Here is an 18,722-nt window from a genome sequence, read left to right on the forward strand (position 1 = left end):
ATACATGAGTTGATCCTCAATCTCGGTGAGGTCGCTTTTTGACGACAGCCCCAGATGACGTGACCGGTAGCATCAGGAAGCTATTGTCTTCAAAAAAGGACTTCAGGTTTGGATACCGTGCTCGCGTTTGATAGGCCCAAAAAAGCTGCCGGCGAGGGTGGCGATGATTATACAGGATTTCAAGCACGGTAATTTCCTCGTCATTGAGCTTCAATGATGACTTTTGTTTGAGTAGAAGATCCACAGAATCCCGAAGCCGGTGGTCAAGCTCATGGTGCTTGTGCCGGGCTTCCATCAGGTTTACTTTCTCGGTCTCTTCCTCGAAAATCGACTGATAGTGCTGCCATGAGGAGGCTAGCAGGCTTAAGGTTGGGACTCGATCCCCGAAGTGCCTTAACATCAGTATCACCTGATCGACGGGGTGGGTATCAATTAATATCTTGGCATCCCGCTCGGCTTTGTCCATGGCTTCATCCGCCAGTTCTTCGTCTCGGCCTTCAAGGTAGGCTTCCACAATCCGCTTCCAGGTTGGCAAAGGATGCTTGATGGTTGGTGTTTGGGTCTCAGTGCTAGGCAAAACAGTTAAATTTGAATCCCGACGGAAGGGAAACACAATCGCATCCTGAGAGGTGACATCCTCATCGAATGTCAGCTGCCACTCGTTGGTGTCCCACTTCATGCCGACCCTTATGGACCGTCGATCTGCGGGCTGGTGATACTCACCATATTTGATCGATATGATATTTCGCTCCGCTAGATTTGTCATGGCGCGATCGAGGGTCTCCTCGTCATAACCGATGAGCGAAGCGAACTCTTGTTCTGTGGTAATTAGCTGGGTCAGGCCAGATACCGAGCAATTGAGTAAGTAAAGTACGACACTGTATTCGCATTGGCTGAGTCGAGCCATAGCCAGGATCTTTAACCCTGACTCGGTGACAAAGTCTTGAAATGCCATGATAGCTCCTAAAGGGATAATTTATCGGAGATCCCAGGGGGTGTATTGATCGGCACATGGATCAAGCACCAGGTCTAGTATCCCATTTGTCGTGGTGCCTGTAAATATGAGAGCGAGTCTCATCATGGCTTAAATACAAACTTTTCTGCCAGATCTACATATTCCGGCAGTTTACTCCATGATTCTAAGCTAGCTGAATTTAGAATCATCTAAGTCGCGTTATTCCGATTCTGTTGGAAGGGGAGAGGGAGCCTGCAGTTGAGGTGGGTCTTCGGGCTTTGATGGAACTGTTGGGGCGGGAGCTGTAGGCTTCGGCGCCTTACGTCTCAGTCTCTTTCGCTTTTTAGGTTTCACATCAAAGAAGGTTTCTTTTGAGAATGACCAAGCAAGACTCAAATAGTATTGGGTAAGCTCAGCGTCGAAGATTGCGAGATCGATGGAGCCCAGCTGGGTGATCTGATTACCCTTGCTGAAGCCCGCGCTGACGCTCAAACCCTTGTCCATACTGTAGGTCAAGCCAATAGTATTATTGAATAGCTCATTGGGAACGTCGGCTATGGCAATCAATAAACTCGTCACTTCAGGGTCTAGGTTGTAATACCAAACCCGGGTATAGCTTATTGAGTAGTTGGCAGATAGAGATTCAAGCATGGTATAGGACCCGCCGTGGCTGATACCCACGCTACTTGTGGGCAAAGGAGCGCCTCCCAGGCCGTCGTCGCTAAGTTCAGATTGATAGACGGAAAAATAGCCTGCGGCGTTCAAGCCATAGCTTAGGCTCAGCTGACTATCTAAGATGGAGTGGCTTCCGCTCCAGGCTGCCTTAGCAGTTGTGATTTTTTCGTTGTCTAAAGAGCTTTCCGAGATCGGTAGGCTCAGACTAAAGCTACCAGTGTGTTCCAATCCCCATATGGGTATCAGCTTGTGACTGGTTGAAACTACCGTGTCGGTTAGCCCGAATTCGTCCTCGTTGGGAAAAATATAAAACTTTTTGCTGACCGCCTGGCTCAGTCCTAGAGTCCAAACATCGGACACAGGGTAGTTAAGCGCTAAACTAAATAAGGCGCTGGGGTTTGCGCCTTCAAAGTCAGAAGAGTAGCTGGCTGCGGTGGAGCCAGACCAGTAATAGGGCTTTGCGACTACTGTGCTACCAGCAATAAAAAGGCCCAGAACAGTGATAAAGGCCTTGATCATTGGCAACTTTCAACCTCGCCTCTGGTAATGTCCTTGTAGAAGCGATGGCTGTTGAGAACTCCATTGAGGTCGTTATTGAGAAAGACGCCAGCAGCATAGCGATTCTTGGTGGGGCCAGTGACGTAAACCTCGTCATTGATGACAGTGGCTAGGACTTCGGTTTCGGTCTTAAAGTAGTCGTTGGCATTGGCATCCAAGGTTGCCCAGTCTGGTGTCAGGCGATTGAAGCCTGGGTCGAGGGTAGCACTGTCGACTCCAAACTGACTGTTAAAGGTTCGGCTTGTAAAGCATTCGATTTTCATAAGGTCAACGGCACCTTGTTCTCCCTCGAAGTCGAAGAATCGTGCGGCGTTGATACCGTAGTAGAGCCTACCGAGATCATCGAAATCAGTATAAGGTGCTTCGCCGGCGTTGACAAAGCTGTCGAATAAGATGCTGTCGACGACAGGTCCGATCTGCGTATTCGATCGGAGATTGATGTAGGAAACAGGGATGAAGCCAAAATTGGGATTCAACGGGAAGGCATCGTCAAACATCAAGAATCGTTGCGCCCATGCTTTATCAGGGTAGATTCCCACTTGCTTTAACTGGCCAGTGAACTCATCGTAGAGGTTAGAGTGGTCCCGATCGAAAGATGATTGCTTGATTACCGCAGCGAAGAAGGCCGCTGATAGCTTCACTGCTTCTGTAATGTCCTGCCGTATAAAAGCTGTGAGATTGTCTTTAAAAGTTGGACTCAGGAAATCCAATCCAGCCATCTCCTGGGCAACTTGGGAAGGTAGGAAGGTTTCCTGGTACAGTTTAACCATTAACTTAATTCTCAGCATAGTCTGAAGCATTCGGCCTTCGTAAGATCGAGTGTCCCAAATCGCTCGGTCATAGCGGAAGTTTCGCCAACGATAGCTTGAATCGTAGTTGTCGATCATGCTCATTAAGATTTCAGTGGGTGTTGCTCCCTGATCAAATGTGTTACACATCGGGTTGAAAAATTCATGGTCGTCGGTGCAGTATAGATGCACAATTCCCGTTTTTTTAGCCATATCCACTTTGCCGTCGCTGTAGGCGTAGAGCAAGGCGGCGCGATCGTAGTCTTCCCAGTCATAAGCAAGACCAACTTCATCACTACCAGTTAGATAATCCATGACCGAGCTTGTTCGCTTCAATGAAAGATCCTCACCGCGAATCCGGTTGATACGGGCATCCACTGAACCATAAAAGTTATGTCTTAAATTGAGATTGTGACCAAACTCGTGAACAGCCACCCGGTATAGGATGTCATTGATGACTTGTTCTGAAGTCGCATCTTGAAAAGTATTGCCACTATTGCCAAAGATAGCTTCGTTGAATTCGAATACAGTAAAGCTATTGTTGCCATATTTTTCCGCATTTGCATATTTTTCTAGGCCTTCGCGAATGGTCTCTTCCGTTGCTTGAAGATGTGTCGGTAAGCTAGATGTTGGTCCTAGTTTGTCGACAATATACTGATTTGTGCGCTCATAGCCCTGGAAGGGTGTGTTGTCGATCGCGCGGGTAAAATAGTTACCTGGGCTGCTGTAAGTAAATTCAGGAACTAGGTAGCGATAGTAGAAAGATAGGTCAGCATTCTCAAGGAAGCCTGCCGTCTCGGTCCAGTTGGTAGGACCGTTGCCTAGGATATTACCCATCTCTCGATAAATACTTGAACTAGCGTCTTGAATTTTTTCATATTCCACTTCGTCTCGATATCTTAGGGCGTAAAATTTAAGGTCGCTGATCCACATCATTGAGTTGGCCGTGATGATTTCGCCAGTGATCGGGTGAGCATCCGAAGGTCCGTAGCCTAAAGGGGCTTGTCTTTCTGGGTGATCGATGAACTTGATGAAGGAGTATCTGAGATCTCCGAATTTCTTACTGCCATCGTTATCTTGTATTTCGAATCGGGTGGCAATGCCATTCTCTTCGAATAGTTTATTGGTCCGGGCAAAAATACCTGCTTCTGGATCATTATAAATCCATTTGTATTCATTGGGGAAATCTTCAGCGAAGTAAAATGTGTGGGTCTTCTTCGGGTCCCAGCGATTCATGACAAAGTCATATTGAAGGCGATTATTAGCATCAACACGGGGTACGACCGTATTGAAGTATCCGTACTTCTTCATAAGTGGATCAACTTCACCAGTATAAACGTAGGGCTCGTAGTCAGTAGGCTTATCTGGAATAAAACTATACTTGTAATGAAGAGTCTGTATATCGTCTGTCCAGGCACATTTGCCATTGCCTTTGAAATCAACAGCAATCGTAAATGTTACATGCTCACTTTCGATGGATTCAGAGTCCTTAATAAGGCGAGAGCCTGCTTTGTCGAAACATCTGCTTCCTCTTATTCCGTATCCAAAGCTGTCTTCTTCAGAAACGATGGCTGACGTCCAATCAACAATAAAGAAACTCTTTTCGTTCCATGGAATTTCGTCGTTTTCGGATTCCACGTTGCTCACTTGGCCACCCACCACAGCACGATGGTAGTCGCTGTGGGTACCGCTCCAAGAGTTGATCACTTTAGCATTATTGGTGTCGTCACCGAAGACCTCTTCGGATGACAGGAACTCAAGGCTGTTTTCAGTGAAACGGAATGTACCGAGACGCATATCGCTTTGAAGGCCTACGAAGCCTAGCGCGGCATTCGCAGTATTATTAACTATGGTGACCTTATAAAGCCACTTCTGGCCATTTTCAAAGACCCCTTTTGCCCATCGACTCGCGTCGAGAGTCTGAACCTTCTCAACCGGTCGCTTTTTAGCACAGGCAAGGCTGAAAGCTAGTCCAATTGTTGTGATCAACGCCAAGTGTTTCATATATCCCGATCTCCTGAAGAGTGTAATAGCTTATTCTGCGGTTTCTTCTTCTTCGAATGTTCTAGGTGCAGTTAAAGACACTACATCGAGGTCCATGGTGCCCTTCCTTTGGAGAAGGAAAGCTCCTTCCGGCAAATCGAGCACCAGCTGATCGTCGAAAATCCCAAGCTTGCAAGTTGGAGTCACATCAACGCCAGGCTCCAAGCAGTTATAATCAGCGGCCCGGTTGTGAAGAATTCGCTCCAGTTTTTGGATCAAGGCAGGAGCATGAGTTTCTACCAATTCAGCATCGCTGACGGTGGCTGGATCAGGGGGAGTGTCGAGTATATCGATCATGCTATCTCCGATTTTTTTGGTAATGCTGTCACCAATATTGATATCACCAGCAAATCGGTTCTGGGCAATGATCACAAGGGGGCTATTATCTCCACCCCACTGGATACCAATGTTAAGGCTGTCATAGAAATCAAAGAAGGCATCCTCTGAGACGGGAAAGCCTATGGCCTGCTCTGTGGTGGTACGGTTGGATGCTAGGGTGAGGCCACCAAGAGATTGGCCGTAGACATAATCACCAGTTAGAGGCGCTGGATAGGTTTGGTCCATAAGGCTATAGATGAGTGAAATTCTATTTTGATTATCAATGCTGATCACTCCTCGGCGGAATTCTAGCTGCTTGAATCCGTCGTTAAACTCTAGGTAGCGGCAGGTGTTCAGAGCAAAGCAGTCGTAACCGGCTCCCTGACCATCGAAGGTTCTGGCTAAGGTGCGAACAAATTCTTGATTCTGCTCGTAGCTACCAAGGAGCGAACTGAGATCACTTCCAATCTTTATATCGCCAATGGAGCCTCCCACACTCAGGCTGCCACCATAGCCATCAAGTGCGACGATGGCAAACGGGACGTTTGGCTCGGCACCTGTCCAAGCAATTGCAACATGCTCAGAGTAGAAAACGAAAAAGCCATTGGTGCCTACGGAATTAGAGAGGATGGAGCTAGCTTCCGAAAAAGCCGTGGTCATCGTGATCCCAGCAATGGACTCACCCCATAGGATAGGCTGAATGACATTGAGTGCCTTTCGTCGCTCGCTTTCTTCAGGGTCGAGCGGCTCAAACTTTCCTACAACATCGCCACCATTAGGATTGGTCGGCGTCAATACGCGATTACCTACCACATCGGCCGTGGCTGGCAGGGCGGGTGCACTGTAGGGTTTATTTTTCTCATAATTTTCTTCGCAAGCGAACAGCGATAGAAAAAGTGTAGCTACAATAAATCTGAGCATTCCCCTCTCCCCTAAAATAACTTTTACATGGGCTGGGGTTCTTATCGGCAGGAAATACTGTGATCTGGAGTGCAGAATTCAGAGTGTTGGTGTCCCCAAGTTAAAGGCTTTACAGCAACTTTTACGCCATTTCTAAGCTAGCGATAACATGGGGAACTATTAACTGGCCGTCCAGACAATCTGCGAAAGAGGGTGTCAAAGGTCTAGACAGCTGTTTGATTTCAGAACTTAAAAATCATCCCCACCCCTGCGGAGGTGTAGCTCTCTTCAGCGGTGCCGCTGGCGGTTAAGTCGCTAGAGAAGGCTTTGGGTTTATACGACCCGTTCTCGTCGTTGCTCAGGTTTGAGGCCATCAAATAGTAAGAAAACTGATCGCTAAGATGGCGCTTGACTGCAAATGTTGCCATTGTTGCCCCGTCTTTACCAGCTTCTGTTTCACTTTCACTAGCGATGAGGTATTCGAGTAGTCCTTCCCACTGGCCCACCCTATAAGTACCATTGGCACCGTAGGCCGTGCGATCGAGTTGGGTATCACCAGTTTCGTCAGCTATCATCTCGTAAACCACAGCTGCAGATGCGTCCCCAAACTTGCCTGTTACGGTGAGCTTGGTCGCTGTGAGATCATCGGCTGAAACTGATTGATCATCGTCGTCTTGGTAATCCTGTCGGGCGATTTTTTCGTGAGCTAGCATCACTTTCAGCGGTGCTAGTTTATAGGTTAGTGAAACGCTGAAAAAGTTCTCAGAACCATCAAATCCTGGCTGAGCAGCATCCGAATACTGTGCATAAACTTGCAAGCCAGCAATCTCTGGCGACATGTAGGCTAGTGCTTGTTCGCCTCGCCGCTCGATTCCACTACTGATAATGGCATTGTGGTCGCCGAAGGTATCAGCAAAAATATCAACTTTAGCTTTTTTGTAGGGAGTGTCGCGAATACCGATGCTAAACGAACCAATATCAGTTTTGAGGCCTAAATATTGATCCCTCTTGCTCACTGTTGACGAAGCGCTCGTTAAAGAAAGGCCAAATTCAACCTTTGCGAAAACTTCATGGTTATCGTCAATTTTTTCACTGGCCTTGATTCCAAAGCGACTGCCTGAACTGCTCACCCGCGTTCCAGAAAGTTCCGCTTCCGAAGTGCTTTGCTGGGCATAAGCTCCAATTAACTTACCATAAACCTTTACATCGGATGCTACTGCTATTTGAGGAATTCCATAGCCAATAGCTAGCGCTCCTACGCTCCATAATCCTAAGTGTCTGAACATCGAGTCTCTCCCATAATCTTTGCGTCTTTGCCTTTAGATTATATCAATCTTCCGGGCAAGTGTCGCAGTCTCCTTCATTGGGGGAAGAGTTACTATGAAGATTGTGTAAAGGAAAGAGAATAATATTCAGGTTTCGCACTTAAAAGGAAAGGCAGAGGCCAAAGGCCTCCGAAAGGTAAGTTGACTAAGCAAGATTGATTAAAAGTTCATCAGCATTAACTTGCTGGCCCTCTTTAACAACAACTTCTTTAATCCTTGCGTCTTTGTTGGCCTGAACTTCAAACTCCATCTTCATGGACTCCAAAATGACCACAGTTTGCTTTGCTTTTACCTCAGCGTCATTTGAGGTTAAAACCTTTATCACTTTGCCCGGTACCGGTGCGACAATAGCGTTTTCCTGTTCTGCCGACTTACCAACGGGGCTATCTTCTCTAGGAATTTGCCTTTGAAATCCTTGACCGTCAATCTTGCAGAAGACGAACTGCCCCTCTGGAGCAAGAGTCTTAGCATACTGAAACCGGACAGTTTGGCTAGCTAGGATGCCTTCTCCAGTACCAATTTCTACGGATTTGGGAGGAAAGCTGGAGCAGGTAAAATGCAAGCTGGGGCTTAATTTTACTTGCTCACCGCTATGAGTTTGAAAGGCATTGCGAGTCACCTGGCAAATTTCTTGGCTTTCTAGGGGAGACTTCGCCAACTGAATCAACACACGATCTGCTAAATCCTGTTTGCTGGCTCGTTTGCGTGCCATCAGCCCCAGTAAGTCTTCGCGCCTTTCTTCGATATAGCGAGTTCCCATAACAGTTTTCAGAAAGATCTCGTCGGCCATGATCTCTGAAATAAACTCCATGTTGTGGATTGGCCCACAAAAGACGGTCTTATCCAGAGCCATCTTCATATACCGAATTGCATCCAAGCGGGTTTCCCCGGTAGTGACAAGCTTGGCAACCATCGGGTCAAAATTGGGGCTTACTTCATCAATCGGGTCGAGGCCAATCTCCCAGCGGACATGAGCATGTTGGAATGGTTCAAAACCATAGACTGGTCCTGGGGCTGGAAAAAAGTCGTTGCTGGGGTCTTCGGCGTAGATTCTTACCTCGATACTGTGGCCACGGGAATTTGCAGGAATCTGGCCTACAACAGTTTCTCCCATTGCTACTTTAAGCTGCCACGCGACAAGATCTGTTTGAAAAACTTCTTCGGATACAGGGTGCTCTACCTGCAAGCGAGTGTTCATCTCCAAGAAGTAAAAGCCCTGCTCACTTTCAGCGTCGGAGCCTTCTACTAAAAACTCCACCGTACCTGCAGAACTATACCCGACTTCTTTGGCAAGCCTAATGGCGGCCTCATGCATCTTACGCCTGGTTTCGGGGTGAAGAAACGGCGCTGGAGCTTCTTCGATCACCTTCTGATGGCGTCTTTGTACCGAGCAGTCGCGATCGCCGACGCTTACCACGTTGCCGTGGTGATCACCAAGAATCTGGACTTCAACATGACGGGGGTTTTCCAGGAATTTTTCAACGATCAGGCTGCCGTCACCGAAGGAGTTGAGCGCTTCTGAACTGGCCCGTTGCATAGCAGGAATAAGCTCGTCCTGAGATCGGACCACTCGCATGCCCTTACCGCCGCCGCCGAGAGCTGCTTTAATCAGGACGGGCAGGCCGGCAGACTCCACAAACTGAACTAGGGGAGCTTCCGACTGGCTAATATCAATCCCCTGAATTCCTGGAACGCAGGGGACTCCAGCTTTCTGAGCTAGCTCACGAGCGGCAGACTTGGAAGCCATGGCCTCGATCGCATCTGACTTTGGCCCGATCCAAGCTAAGCCAGCTGCGCTCACCGCAGCTGCAAAACTTGCATTTTCTGATAAAAAGCCAAAGCCAGGATGAATTCCATCACAATTGTTTTCCTTGGCGATGCGAATCATCGTCTCAGCATTGAGGTATAGAGCGGAGTTCTCCTCATCTACCAAATGAAACTGATCGATCAATGGTTTGAGGAATACGGGTACCCTGTCCCGCTGAGCAATGCATACGGTTTCGATCCCGAGCTTGCGTGCCGTTTGGGCGATCCGCCTAGCGATTTCCCCACGGTTAGCGATGAATAGACGTTTAATCTGAGTCATAAATTGTCCTTAAAGCTCGTCTAAAAGTTCACGGGGAGCAGGCACTCGTTGCCTCAACAGGGCTTGGGCAAAGGTCTTGCCTTGGGCATCGATTCTTAGAGTTTTAGTACCGCCGCCGCCGAGAGATTGATCCAGCAAGAAGTTGAACCCATTCATATTCTTCAATGAATAGCGAGTTACCTTTCCAAAGCAAAGTTCTTGGAATAAGTCTTTTACCTTTTGTGCTGTGAGGTATCCATCTAAGAATTCGTAGATTTTCTCGCTTCGAGCCAGGACTCCAATATTTGCAGAATCTCCTTTGTCGCCACTGCGAGCAAGGCAGAGCTTTCCTAGAGGAATCCAATCATCTTTTTGCTCGGCCAAGCTTTGGCCAATCGTTTGCTTGGGTGATTCTGCGACGAGGCAGTCCTCGACAGGAACGAATTCCCCTGTAGCAGTGTTGGTAACCTGCTTTTCTTCGCAAATTTGTCCGTCCTTGAGCAAGGCGATGTTGGGATGCACAATATCTTTTGGCATCAATGCAGGCCAGTAGCTAACTACCTTTTGCGCCCGTGGAACACCACCTAGCACGGCCACCCCGGGAGGTCCGGAAAGAATAAGAGATGGTACGAGTTTGCCGAAGATACGAATCGTCTTCTCATCCTTGGCCCGAACGCCTAGCCGGAGCAGGATCTCGTTGCCATCTTCTTGTTGTACGAGGGATCGATGACAAGCGTTCCAACCAACATATTCTGTGGATCTCTCCTCGAAGTCCCCTTCTAGGCGATCCCACAGGATCTTGGCGAAGGTTTCAGCCTTAGCCCTAGCATTGGGGCCAGAGATGATAATGGAGCCAATAGCCTTAAATCCGTCTTCGTAGGCCATGGACACCTTGTAGAGAGGCGTGGGTGCCTCGCCGCGGATGCCGAAGACTTTAACCCGGTCTGGACCAGCTTGTTCGAGTTGAATGCTAGAGAAATCGGCGATCACATCGGGAGTGATATAGGCTTTTGGGTTGCCCATCTCATAGAATAGCTGTTCGCGAACGGTATCGACTGAAACTAGACCGCCGGTGTTGCTATGCTTGGTGACAATAAAAGAACCATCTTCAGAGGCTTCAACGATCGGAAAGCCGACTTTGTCAAAAGATGGTACCAAATGCCAATCTGTGAAGTTACCGCCAGTGGATTGGGTGCCACACTCCATGATATGAGCGGCGACGATTCCATGGGCTAAGCGATCCCAGTCATCGAGAGCCCAGTCGAACTCATGTATCATAGCGGCCATGGTAATGCCCGTGTCGGTCACGCGACCAGTAATGATGATGTCGGGGTCCCACTTGAGAGCTTCCACCACGGGTGCTGCACCAAAATAGATATTGGCAGATTCTATGTCGTCTGCGACTTCAGAGAAAGATTCTCCGGTTTCCATGTTGGTGAAGGCAACGCCGTCTTTGTGGAGATCGTTGATAGATGTAAGAATATCGTCGCCATAAACGATAGCTATCTTGGGGCTTTCACCAAGCTCCTGCCCTAAAGCGTGAATGGCTTGCGCGCAGCTGAGAGGGTTGATCCCCCCCGCATTGGTGATGATTGTGGTTTTATCTTGAAGCAGCTTCTTTAATATGGGCCTAAGCATACCGATAAAATCGCGCGCATACCCTAGGCTCTGATCTTTGGATTTTTGCTTCTGCATGATAGACATGGTGATTTCTGCCAGGAAATCCATAGTGATATAATCGAGCTTACCGCCATTCACTTGGCGTTCTAGGGCTGTGGGGTCATCGCCCCAATAGCCGCCCGCATTACCGATGCTAATGGTTTTACTACTCATAATGTGTGCCCCTCTCTATTTTCAGGAGGAGTCCGAATCTTTCGAACTCCTATTTGTCGTTGAAGTGAACCGTGGTCAGTTTACATGCGGAAAATACCGTTTTTGGTATCTTGCCATGGATGATGTATGGTCGCGGCTAAAGCTCTTGCCAAAACTCGCCGGGTGTCCTTGGGATGAATGATGCCATCGTCCCAGAGTCTTGCGCTGGAGTAGTATGCGGAGCTTTCCTTTTCGTATTTGGCAAGGATTGGCTGGCGAATTTGATCGATATCGTCCTCGCTCAGCTCTACACCTTTCTTGGCCATTTGTTGTTGCTTCACAGTAGCGAGAACATTGGCTGCTTGCTCTCCGCCCATCACAGAGATCTTGGCGTTGGGCCACATGAACAAGAAGTTGGGATCGTATGCGCGGCCACACATCCCATAGTTTCCTGCGCCGTAACTGCCGCCAACAATCAAGGTGATCTTAGGGACGTTAGCGTTGGCGACTGCATGAACCAGCTTAGCGCCATCTTTGGCAATACCACCGTGCTCATACTTTTTACCTACGATGAAGCCCGTAATATTTTGTAGGAAAAGAAGAGGGATCTTTTCTTGGGTACACATCTCAATGAAGTGGGTGCCTTTCAGAGCGCTTTCTGAAAATAAGACCCCGTTGTTAGCGATGATGCCTACTGGCATCCCCTCAATATGCGCAAAGCCTGTGACCAAAGTCGTGCCGTAGTTGGGCTTAAACTCGAAAAGCTGCGAGCCATCAACAACCCGTGCAATCACCTCACGGATGTCATAAGCCTTCTTAGGATCTTTGGGTACGACGCCCAATATTTCATCAGGGTGGTAGTGGGGTCGCTCAGGGTTCTTGATGGCAACATGACTGGCTTTAGCCTTGCCGAAGTGAGCTACAATCTGTCGAACGATCTGCAAGGCATGTTCATCATTTTCTGCCATGTGATCGGCAACACCACTGATACTGGTGTGTACACGTGCTCCTCCTAATTCTTCGGCAGTAACATCTTCCCCTGTAGCTGCCTTTACAAGAGGTGGTCCGGCTAAAAATATTGTTCCGGTACCTTTTACAATCACACTTTGATCAGACATTGCCGGAATGTAAGCCCCTCCAGCAGTGCAAAAGCCATGGACAGCAGAGATTTGCTGTATGCCTTTGGCGCTCATGCGGGCTTGATTATAAAAGATCCTGCCGAAGTCATCCTTATCTGGAAAAACTTCGTCTTGCATTGGCAGAAAAGCTCCACCTGAATCGACCAAGTAAATGCAGGGCAAGTGATTCTTCTCTGCAATCTCTTGAGCTCTAAGATGCTTTTTCACAGTGATGGGAAAATAAGTCCCACCCTTGACCGAAGCGTCGTTGGCAACGATCATGCAAGGGCGGTTATGAACGATACCGATGCCCGTGACGATTCCACCGCCGGGAACTGGCGTGTCGTACAACTCCTCTCCGGCAAGAGAAGATAAGGGGAGAAATTGACTATCAGGATCGATCAAAAGATCGATCCGTGCCTGCGCGCTGAGCTTGCCTTGTTTTTCAAGATAGTTCCGAGCTTTTTCACCACCGCCTTCGGCAGCGGTTTGAAGCTTTGTGATCAATTCTTCTGCCAGATGCTTATGGTGCTCAACGTTGTCTAAAAAGCCAGCGCTGGAGGTATCGAGTTTCGATTCAATTTTCATATGTTTTGTCCTACCGCATAAGGTTCGAAGTCGTTCCAATATTCCAGGTGGGAGCCTTCGGATGAAAGGAAAGACTGCAGCACGGCACTCGTTACCTTACAGTCACCAATGGAACGGTGACGCGCTTCGAAGCTTAGTTGGTAGTGCTGCGCTAAGGTATCGAGGTTCTTGCTTTCTAAATCTGGAAGTAGAGCCCGCGCAAGTTTCAAGGTACAAAAGGAAGGCCACTGGATTTGGTAGCCGAGCCTTTCACAGGTGTTGCGAAGGAAAGCCATATCGAATTCGGCATTGTGGGCGACTAGGATTGAGCCTTCGATGAATTTTAGAAATTTGGGTAGTTCGTCTTCGATGCTGGGTTGGTCCGCTAGCATCTCCTCTGTAATGCCAGTAATTTTAGACGCTGTTGTTGGCAGGGGAATATCTGGCTTGATGAGAGTCGAAAACTCGTCCACCGCCTTGCCATTTTCTACGACGAGGCCACCGATTTCAATGATCCGGTCTTTGTAACTGTCTAGGCCAGTGGTCTCAAAGTCGAATACCACCAGTCGGCAATCGCGAATCAGGCGATTGGTCGGAGCCCGATAGCGAAGGACCTTTTGCAAGAGCAGTTCGTGCTGACGCCCTGACGCTTCGTCGTCTTCGTTGGGAAAAAACACAGACTGAAACATCGAGTGTTGTAATAGTGACATAGGACCGCCATTCCTGTTAACAAAATTCAGACATTTTTTAGCTTATTCCTACCCCCTCGGCAAGCAGCCAGCCTGATTATCACGTAGGAGTGACATTTGACCTCTCCCTTGCCCAGTGAAGGTTTTGCCATGGTGGGGATTTTGCTATAACCAAAGGTAGGATAATATCCCACAACATGATCACAGGAGAGCATATGCGGCTAGTTGCATGGGTTGTTGCTGTAGAGTTGGCGCTGTCATGGAATCAAGTAGGGTTTGCAGGAACCTTAGAACAGGTGAGAAAGCGGGGACAACTGCACTGTGGAGTGAGTCAAGGCCTACCTGGTTTTTCTAGTCCTGATGCAAAAGGGCAGTGGCGTGGAATCGATGTTGAGTTTTGTCACGCTGTCGCATCAGCTGTTCTGGGCGACTCAGCCAAAGTTGTATTTAAGCCATTGTCGTCAAAGGAGCGTTTTACGGCTCTGCAGACAGGAAAGGTAGACCTTCTTTCCCGCAATACCACCTGGACCTTTGCCAGGGATAGCTCTTTGGGTCTCGACTGGGTGGGAGTGACTTATTATGACGGACAAGGGTTTATGGTCCGTAAGAGTCAAGGGATCACATCGGTGAAGCAACTCAATGAGGTCACCATTTGTGCTAATATTAGCTCCACCACCGAGCTAAATATTGAAGACTACTTTAAGGGCAAAGGAAAAAAGTACAAACTGATGACTTTTGAAAAGACCGATGAAACCCTTAAAGCCTACGAGAGTGGTCGCTGCGATGCCTATTCAACGGATCAGTCAGGTCTCTATGCTCTACGACTCCTCTTGAAAACCCCTGAAGATCACAAGATCCTGCCGGAGATTATTTCTAAGGAGCCTCTTGGGCCTGTGGTTCGTCACGGTGACAACGAGTGGTCTGATGCGGTTCGCTGGACCCTATTTGTCATGTTAAATGCCGAAGAATTAGGCATCACCTCGAAAAATATCGATAGTAAGATGAAGGCGGCTAACTCAGCCACAGCACGTATGTTAGGCTTAGATGGCAAACTGGGGAGTCAGCTCAACTTAAAAAATGACTGGGCGTACCAGGTGATTCGGCAGGTCGGCAACTATGAGGAGGTCTTCGAACGTAACCTTGGTCAGGATAGCCCCTTAAAGATTGCTCGGGGTCTCAATCGTCTCTGGATTGATGGTGGGCTGCACTACCCCATGCCAATTCGCTAAAAAACTGAATCCAAAAGCAAGGACAAAGAGCTTATGAATGTGAACGAAATTTTAGAAGGCCTGAAGGGCCGTGCCAGCGATCTGCTCAAGCAGCCAGATCAAGCGATGTCTTTTATCTCCAGAGTTCAGAGCAAGTACAGCCGGAAGTCGTTGCCTCGGTTTGCAGACTTTCGTGAAGACATGGAACTGGCATTAGGTATGATGAAGGACGTGATCAAGCGTCGCTATACGAAAGTTCCGTGGCAATCGCTACTGATTGTGGTAGGCGCTTTTATCTACTTTCTGAACCCATTTGATATCGTGCCGGACTTTATCCCTCTAAAAGGGCTTTTGGATGATGCTACGGTTCTAGTGTATGTTTTGAAAGCAGTTCACGATGACCTTGTAGAATACGATCTCTGGCGCAAAGATAGCCAGAGGGCTGACATCACACCTGCACCTAGTAGGGACCCCGATGCAGAGGATGCTGAATGGCAAGACAGCTCCCAATAAGGCACTAGTGCCTAGTCGATTTGAAGCCTCGGCGTTGTTGACTTTGTCACGCGCTCGTCACCGTACCCAGCACGTACTGTCTCCCCGTTCGCTCCTTGTCGCCGAGCCGAGAATTCAACTTGACTGGGTACTTAGCTGTAACACTAGGTTCCTGTCTTTGACCAAGACTCTCCTCGCATGAGCGTTCGTGCAATCTTGCGCTGCTCGTCAAGGATTTCGAGCAGATGCTTTTCTTTGGTCAAGGGGTTGGCGAGCACCACGCGGAACACATTGATGGTTTTACGGTCATATTTGACCGGCTGCAATGCGGTTCGTGATACAAAGTTTTTGCCCTTGTCACGCTGTTCTTTCTGAATGGTGACAGTCAACCGGTTGAGATGGTCGTTGAGTCTACGTTGCTCCTCGTAAGAGGCTGTGCCGAGAACTTTTTGAACGTTTTCAGGAACGTAGCGATAGGTTAGGATATTAAGTTCAGGTTTGGTAATCAGCTCAAAATCCGGAGCTTCTTGAATCATTTTTGCAAACAGTTGAGCTTTATCGATACCCATATCGATCAACATTTCGTAGCCGCGGCGCCCAATGATTCGAAACCCTGAATGAACCAGCATGGCCATTCCAGGCCGTGAGCCCTCCAGGCTCTTCCGGCCTAAGTCACGGGAGCCTTTTCGAATGATGTACTCGGCGTGATGCTCGATACAGGCCAGGTCACCCTTGTCCCTGAAAACGGCAAAGGCGGCACCCATCGGCACGTAGAGCTGCTTGTGAGCATCAAACGTTACTGAATCAGCGGTTTCTATTCCTCTTAGCTTTGAGCGATGGGTGGAGGAAAACAGGGTAGGCCCGCCCCAAGCTGCGTCCACGTGAAAATGGATATCCTCGGCTTGGCACAAATCAGCGATCTTAGATAGTGGGTCGACACTGCCGGTTTCTGTGGTGCCGGCGATGCCTACGATGGCGATGATTGCCTTATTTTCTTGCTTAAAGCGGAGTACCTGCTCTCTGAGAACATCAACTTGGATCTTGTTGCGGTCATCGGTGGGAATCGATATGAGATTGCGTTTGCCGATGCCTAGAAGGTTGGCAGCCTTGCTTAGCGAGTAATGGCCCCGTTGCGAGACCAGAATCACAGCACCGTCTTTTTCGTACTCTTGTAGAGCTGTGTGAAGGCCGTCCTCGGAAACTCCGGCGAAGTCTTTTCGTGGTGGAAAGCACTTGTTAAGAGCGACCCATAACGAAGTGATATTGGCGATTGTGCCGTTGGAGCAGAAAGTGCCTAGAGCTACTTCATGGTCTTGGGTATGTCTCTTATAGAACATGGTGCTGTTGCCGTAGATAAGGTGATGAACCATGCCAATCACCTGGCGCTCTAAAGGAGTAAAGGATTTAGACGTTTCTATCTTTACCAGGTTCTGATTGAGAGCAATCATCATTTTCGACAGGGGCAGCATAAAGTAGGGCAAGGCAGAGGTCATATGGCCGACAAAGCGAGGGGAGGCTGTATGAACTGACTGAGAGACCACATTGTTGAGCAAGAACTCTGCTTGCTCGGAGACGAAAACTGGGTCTTCGGGCACCTTGAATTCACGAAACATCCTCTCAAGGTTGGCTGGCGTTGTTTCAGCCGAGACGATATGCTCCTTTAAAAATCCAAGAAGGTTTTCAGAGATTTTTTTTTCTATCTGACCCAGTGTGCTATCTTCACTTTCGGGGATTGTGAAGATTTTGTGTAGCGTCTCTAGGGTTACGTCTGGCTTCTGTGACAAGATGCTACCTTCCCCAGTTATTTGGTAAAATTGACGTAAAATAAGGTATTTGAAATAGCAATATTTCATATCCTTAGCAATCAATTCTGCGACGATATCGAGTCCGCCACAGTATCTTGTCGGCTAATTCTCAGATTTTTCAAGAAAAGTGCTTGGGTAGTTCCTGGTAGTTATGCTGGCTTTCTAATTCTGCCAAGAGTTCTTCGAGGTCCTGAGACGGTTCCAAGAAGGTAAATTGTAGTTGTAAGCCGTTGCCCTCTACATCACGTCGGCTCAGTTCGCCGCTAATCAGCGGTGTTGGAAGATGATCGTGCTCAGGCTCCAACTGGATCCCGTAGCGGTCGTCTAGGCGAAAAATGAAGGCCAAGTCATCGAAAGTAAAGTGCTTTTCGAATGCCTTACGGTCTATCCCAGCGCGAATCCACTGCTTGTTGATCTCAATCCCATAAAGGCTGAGTACCAGCTTCCACGGCTCACAAGGCACAATCATGCGGACCTTGCCATGAAATGGAAAGGTTTTATAGGTGCTGGGTTCTTCGCTGTACCATGGGCTATGCCTTGGTGTCGTGTCCATTAGGGTTCCGGCAGATCGAGTCAACGTAAGTGTGCCAGCATATGCCTCATGACCGGTTGACGCAAGGCTTTTTTAGGGATTGCTTCGCAGATCCTCGGGTGTCTGCTACTATGGAGCTAGTTTCTGTAAGGGAGATATCATGACACATTATTCCTCGGTTTTTCTAGTGGTAGCGTTCATGCTTCTTCCACAAAATGGCCTGTCGGGAACGAAGCTCCCTCTTCGCCAGAGCGTCCTGGAGGAAGCCGACCGCATCCTAAATCTTGCTAATGTGTCCTATGTTTACGGCGGCAAGCAATTGGGCCACTCTTCTCATTGCGATGCTTGCACTAGCTGTTTATCTGAAAAAGTGCCTCAAAAGAACCGTCGCTTGGAAGTCTGCCCGGTTTGCCGGAGCTGTAGTTTGGATTGCTCACACTTTGTCTCACTTGTTTTTACCCAGGCAGGCTTGCGTGCTCCCTACCTTACAACCAGTCAGATGCGTGATTTACCGACGGATACCTTGCGGCGAAGGTATGGCTGGGTGAATCTTGGCAATCGCGCCTCTCGGGCATTGCCGGGGGATTTGTTAGTCTATCCTGGTCACGTGGTCATCGTGGAGAAGGTCATCAAACCTGGGACTGGTCATGTGGTCCATGCAACGTCGGGTAAGGAGGTCCGTGGCCCAGGTCAGGGAATCCAAAGGCAAACCCTCGTGACGTTTAAAACTTACAAGGGCCCTCTGCAGAAAGTGCTACGCCATGAGAGTTTGTTAAAAGAACTTCGGCGAACACTCTCTCCGAAATACGGTGTCCGCTCGAAGCTATAGATCCTGTTCACCATTGGGATAGCTCCACAGTCCTTGCCAAAAT

General features: G+C 48.5%; 14 protein-coding genes. 3 read left to right on the forward strand and 11 right to left on the reverse strand.

Features of this window, described 5'->3' with window-relative positions; genetic code table 11:
* Window positions 1-16: 16 nt before the first annotated feature.
* The 9 genes from B9N89_RS04055 to B9N89_RS04095 form a co-directional block, all read right to left on the reverse strand.
* Complete coding sequence (locus tag B9N89_RS04055; RefSeq protein WP_132315094.1) at window positions 17-955, reverse strand: hypothetical protein; 939 nt, start codon at window positions 953-955, stop codon at window positions 17-19.
* 219 nt (window positions 956-1,174) lie between these two features.
* Complete coding sequence (locus B9N89_RS04060) at window positions 1,175-2,149, reverse strand: hypothetical protein (protein ID WP_159455130.1); 975 nt, start codon at window positions 2,147-2,149, stop codon at window positions 1,175-1,177.
* The gene (locus B9N89_RS04065; protein WP_132315090.1) at window positions 2,146-4,980 is read right to left on the reverse strand and encodes a zinc-dependent metalloprotease; all 2,835 of its coding nucleotides are present in this window, start codon (window positions 4,978-4,980) and stop codon (window positions 2,146-2,148) included. The genes B9N89_RS04060 and B9N89_RS04065 overlap by 4 nt, the downstream gene beginning before the upstream one ends.
* A 30-nt stretch (window positions 4,981-5,010) precedes the next feature.
* A complete protein-coding gene (locus B9N89_RS04070; protein WP_132315088.1) occupies window positions 5,011-6,258 on the reverse strand; it encodes a hypothetical protein in 1,248 nt (415 codons plus the stop codon).
* 221 nt (window positions 6,259-6,479) lie between these two features.
* Window positions 6,480-7,523 (reverse strand): porin, encoded by a 1,044-nt coding sequence (locus B9N89_RS04075; protein WP_132315086.1) that lies wholly within the window; start codon window positions 7,521-7,523, stop codon window positions 6,480-6,482.
* 184 nt (window positions 7,524-7,707) lie between these two features.
* Entirely contained in the window at window positions 7,708-9,648 is a 1,941-nt protein-coding gene (locus tag B9N89_RS04080) for an acetyl/propionyl/methylcrotonyl-CoA carboxylase subunit alpha (protein WP_132315084.1), read from the reverse strand.
* Window positions 9,649-9,657: 9 nt separating this feature from the next.
* Window positions 9,658-11,460, reverse strand: coding sequence for an acyclic terpene utilization AtuA family protein (locus B9N89_RS04085; protein WP_132315082.1), 1,803 nt, complete (start codon window positions 11,458-11,460; stop codon window positions 9,658-9,660).
* A gap of 80 nt (window positions 11,461-11,540) precedes the next feature.
* Complete coding sequence (locus tag B9N89_RS04090) at window positions 11,541-13,145, reverse strand: carboxyl transferase domain-containing protein (RefSeq protein WP_132315080.1); 1,605 nt, start codon at window positions 13,143-13,145, stop codon at window positions 11,541-11,543.
* Window positions 13,142-13,834 (reverse strand): 3'-5' exonuclease, encoded by a 693-nt coding sequence (locus tag B9N89_RS04095; protein WP_132315078.1) that lies wholly within the window; start codon window positions 13,832-13,834, stop codon window positions 13,142-13,144. The genes B9N89_RS04090 and B9N89_RS04095 overlap by 4 nt, the downstream gene beginning before the upstream one ends.
* A 194-nt stretch (window positions 13,835-14,028) precedes the next feature.
* Here B9N89_RS04095 and B9N89_RS04100 point away from each other — a divergent pair, with 194 nt between their 5' ends.
* Together B9N89_RS04100 and B9N89_RS04105 are read left to right on the forward strand one after the other, a co-directional pair.
* On the forward strand, window positions 14,029-15,042 hold the full coding sequence (locus B9N89_RS04100) for an amino acid ABC transporter substrate-binding protein (protein ID WP_132315076.1): 1,014 nt from the start codon (window positions 14,029-14,031) through the stop codon (window positions 15,040-15,042).
* A gap of 33 nt (window positions 15,043-15,075) precedes the next feature.
* A complete protein-coding gene (locus B9N89_RS04105) occupies window positions 15,076-15,534 on the forward strand; it encodes a YkvA family protein (RefSeq protein ID WP_132315074.1) in 459 nt (152 codons plus the stop codon).
* Between the two features lie 143 nt (window positions 15,535-15,677).
* Here the strand turns inward: B9N89_RS04105 and panP are convergent, their stop codons facing one another.
* Both panP and B9N89_RS04115 read right to left on the reverse strand, forming a co-directional pair.
* Window positions 15,678-17,318: a pyridoxal-dependent aspartate 1-decarboxylase PanP gene (gene panP, locus B9N89_RS04110; RefSeq protein ID WP_412535398.1), complete on the reverse strand. Its 1,641-nt coding sequence runs from the start codon at window positions 17,316-17,318 to the stop codon at window positions 15,678-15,680.
* A gap of 118 nt (window positions 17,319-17,436) precedes the next feature.
* Window positions 17,437-17,895, reverse strand: a complete 459-nt coding sequence (locus tag B9N89_RS04115) for a hypothetical protein (protein ID WP_132315070.1) — start codon at window positions 17,893-17,895, stop codon at window positions 17,437-17,439.
* Window positions 17,896-18,010: 115 nt separating this feature from the next.
* Here B9N89_RS04115 and B9N89_RS04120 point away from each other — a divergent pair, with 115 nt between their 5' ends.
* Window positions 18,011-18,679, forward strand: a complete 669-nt coding sequence (locus tag B9N89_RS04120) for an NlpC/P60 family protein (RefSeq protein WP_132315068.1) — start codon at window positions 18,011-18,013, stop codon at window positions 18,677-18,679.
* Window positions 18,680-18,722 lie beyond the last annotated feature (43 nt).

This window comes from Pseudobacteriovorax antillogorgiicola (genome assembly GCF_900177345.1).
Taxonomy (GTDB): Bacteria; Bdellovibrionota_B; Oligoflexia; order Oligoflexales; family Oligoflexaceae; genus Pseudobacteriovorax; species Pseudobacteriovorax antillogorgiicola.

Coding starts and splice junctions, on each gene's coding strand:
- B9N89_RS04055 (WP_132315094.1), bottom strand. CDS start 955: ATGGCATTTCAAGACTTTGTCACCGAGTCAGGGTTAAAGATCCTGGCT.
- B9N89_RS04060 (WP_159455130.1), bottom strand. CDS start 2,149: ATGATCAAGGCCTTTATCACTGTTCTGGGCCTTTTTATTGCTGGTAGC.
- B9N89_RS04065 (WP_132315090.1), bottom strand. CDS start 4,980: ATGAAACACTTGGCGTTGATCACAACAATTGGACTAGCTTTCAGCCTT.
- B9N89_RS04070 (WP_132315088.1), bottom strand. CDS start 6,258: ATGCTCAGATTTATTGTAGCTACACTTTTTCTATCGCTGTTCGCTTGC.
- B9N89_RS04075 (WP_132315086.1), bottom strand. CDS start 7,523: ATGTTCAGACACTTAGGATTATGGAGCGTAGGAGCGCTAGCTATTGGC.
- B9N89_RS04080 (WP_132315084.1), bottom strand. CDS start 9,648: ATGACTCAGATTAAACGTCTATTCATCGCTAACCGTGGGGAAATCGCT.
- B9N89_RS04085 (WP_132315082.1), bottom strand. CDS start 11,460: ATGAGTAGTAAAACCATTAGCATCGGTAATGCGGGCGGCTATTGGGGC.
- B9N89_RS04090 (WP_132315080.1), bottom strand. CDS start 13,145: ATGAAAATTGAATCGAAACTCGATACCTCCAGCGCTGGCTTTTTAGAC.
- B9N89_RS04095 (WP_132315078.1), bottom strand. CDS start 13,834: ATGTCACTATTACAACACTCGATGTTTCAGTCTGTGTTTTTTCCCAAC.
- B9N89_RS04100 (WP_132315076.1), top strand. CDS start 14,029: ATGCGGCTAGTTGCATGGGTTGTTGCTGTAGAGTTGGCGCTGTCATGG.
- B9N89_RS04105 (WP_132315074.1), top strand. CDS start 15,076: ATGAATGTGAACGAAATTTTAGAAGGCCTGAAGGGCCGTGCCAGCGAT.
- B9N89_RS04120 (WP_132315068.1), top strand. CDS start 18,011: ATGACACATTATTCCTCGGTTTTTCTAGTGGTAGCGTTCATGCTTCTT.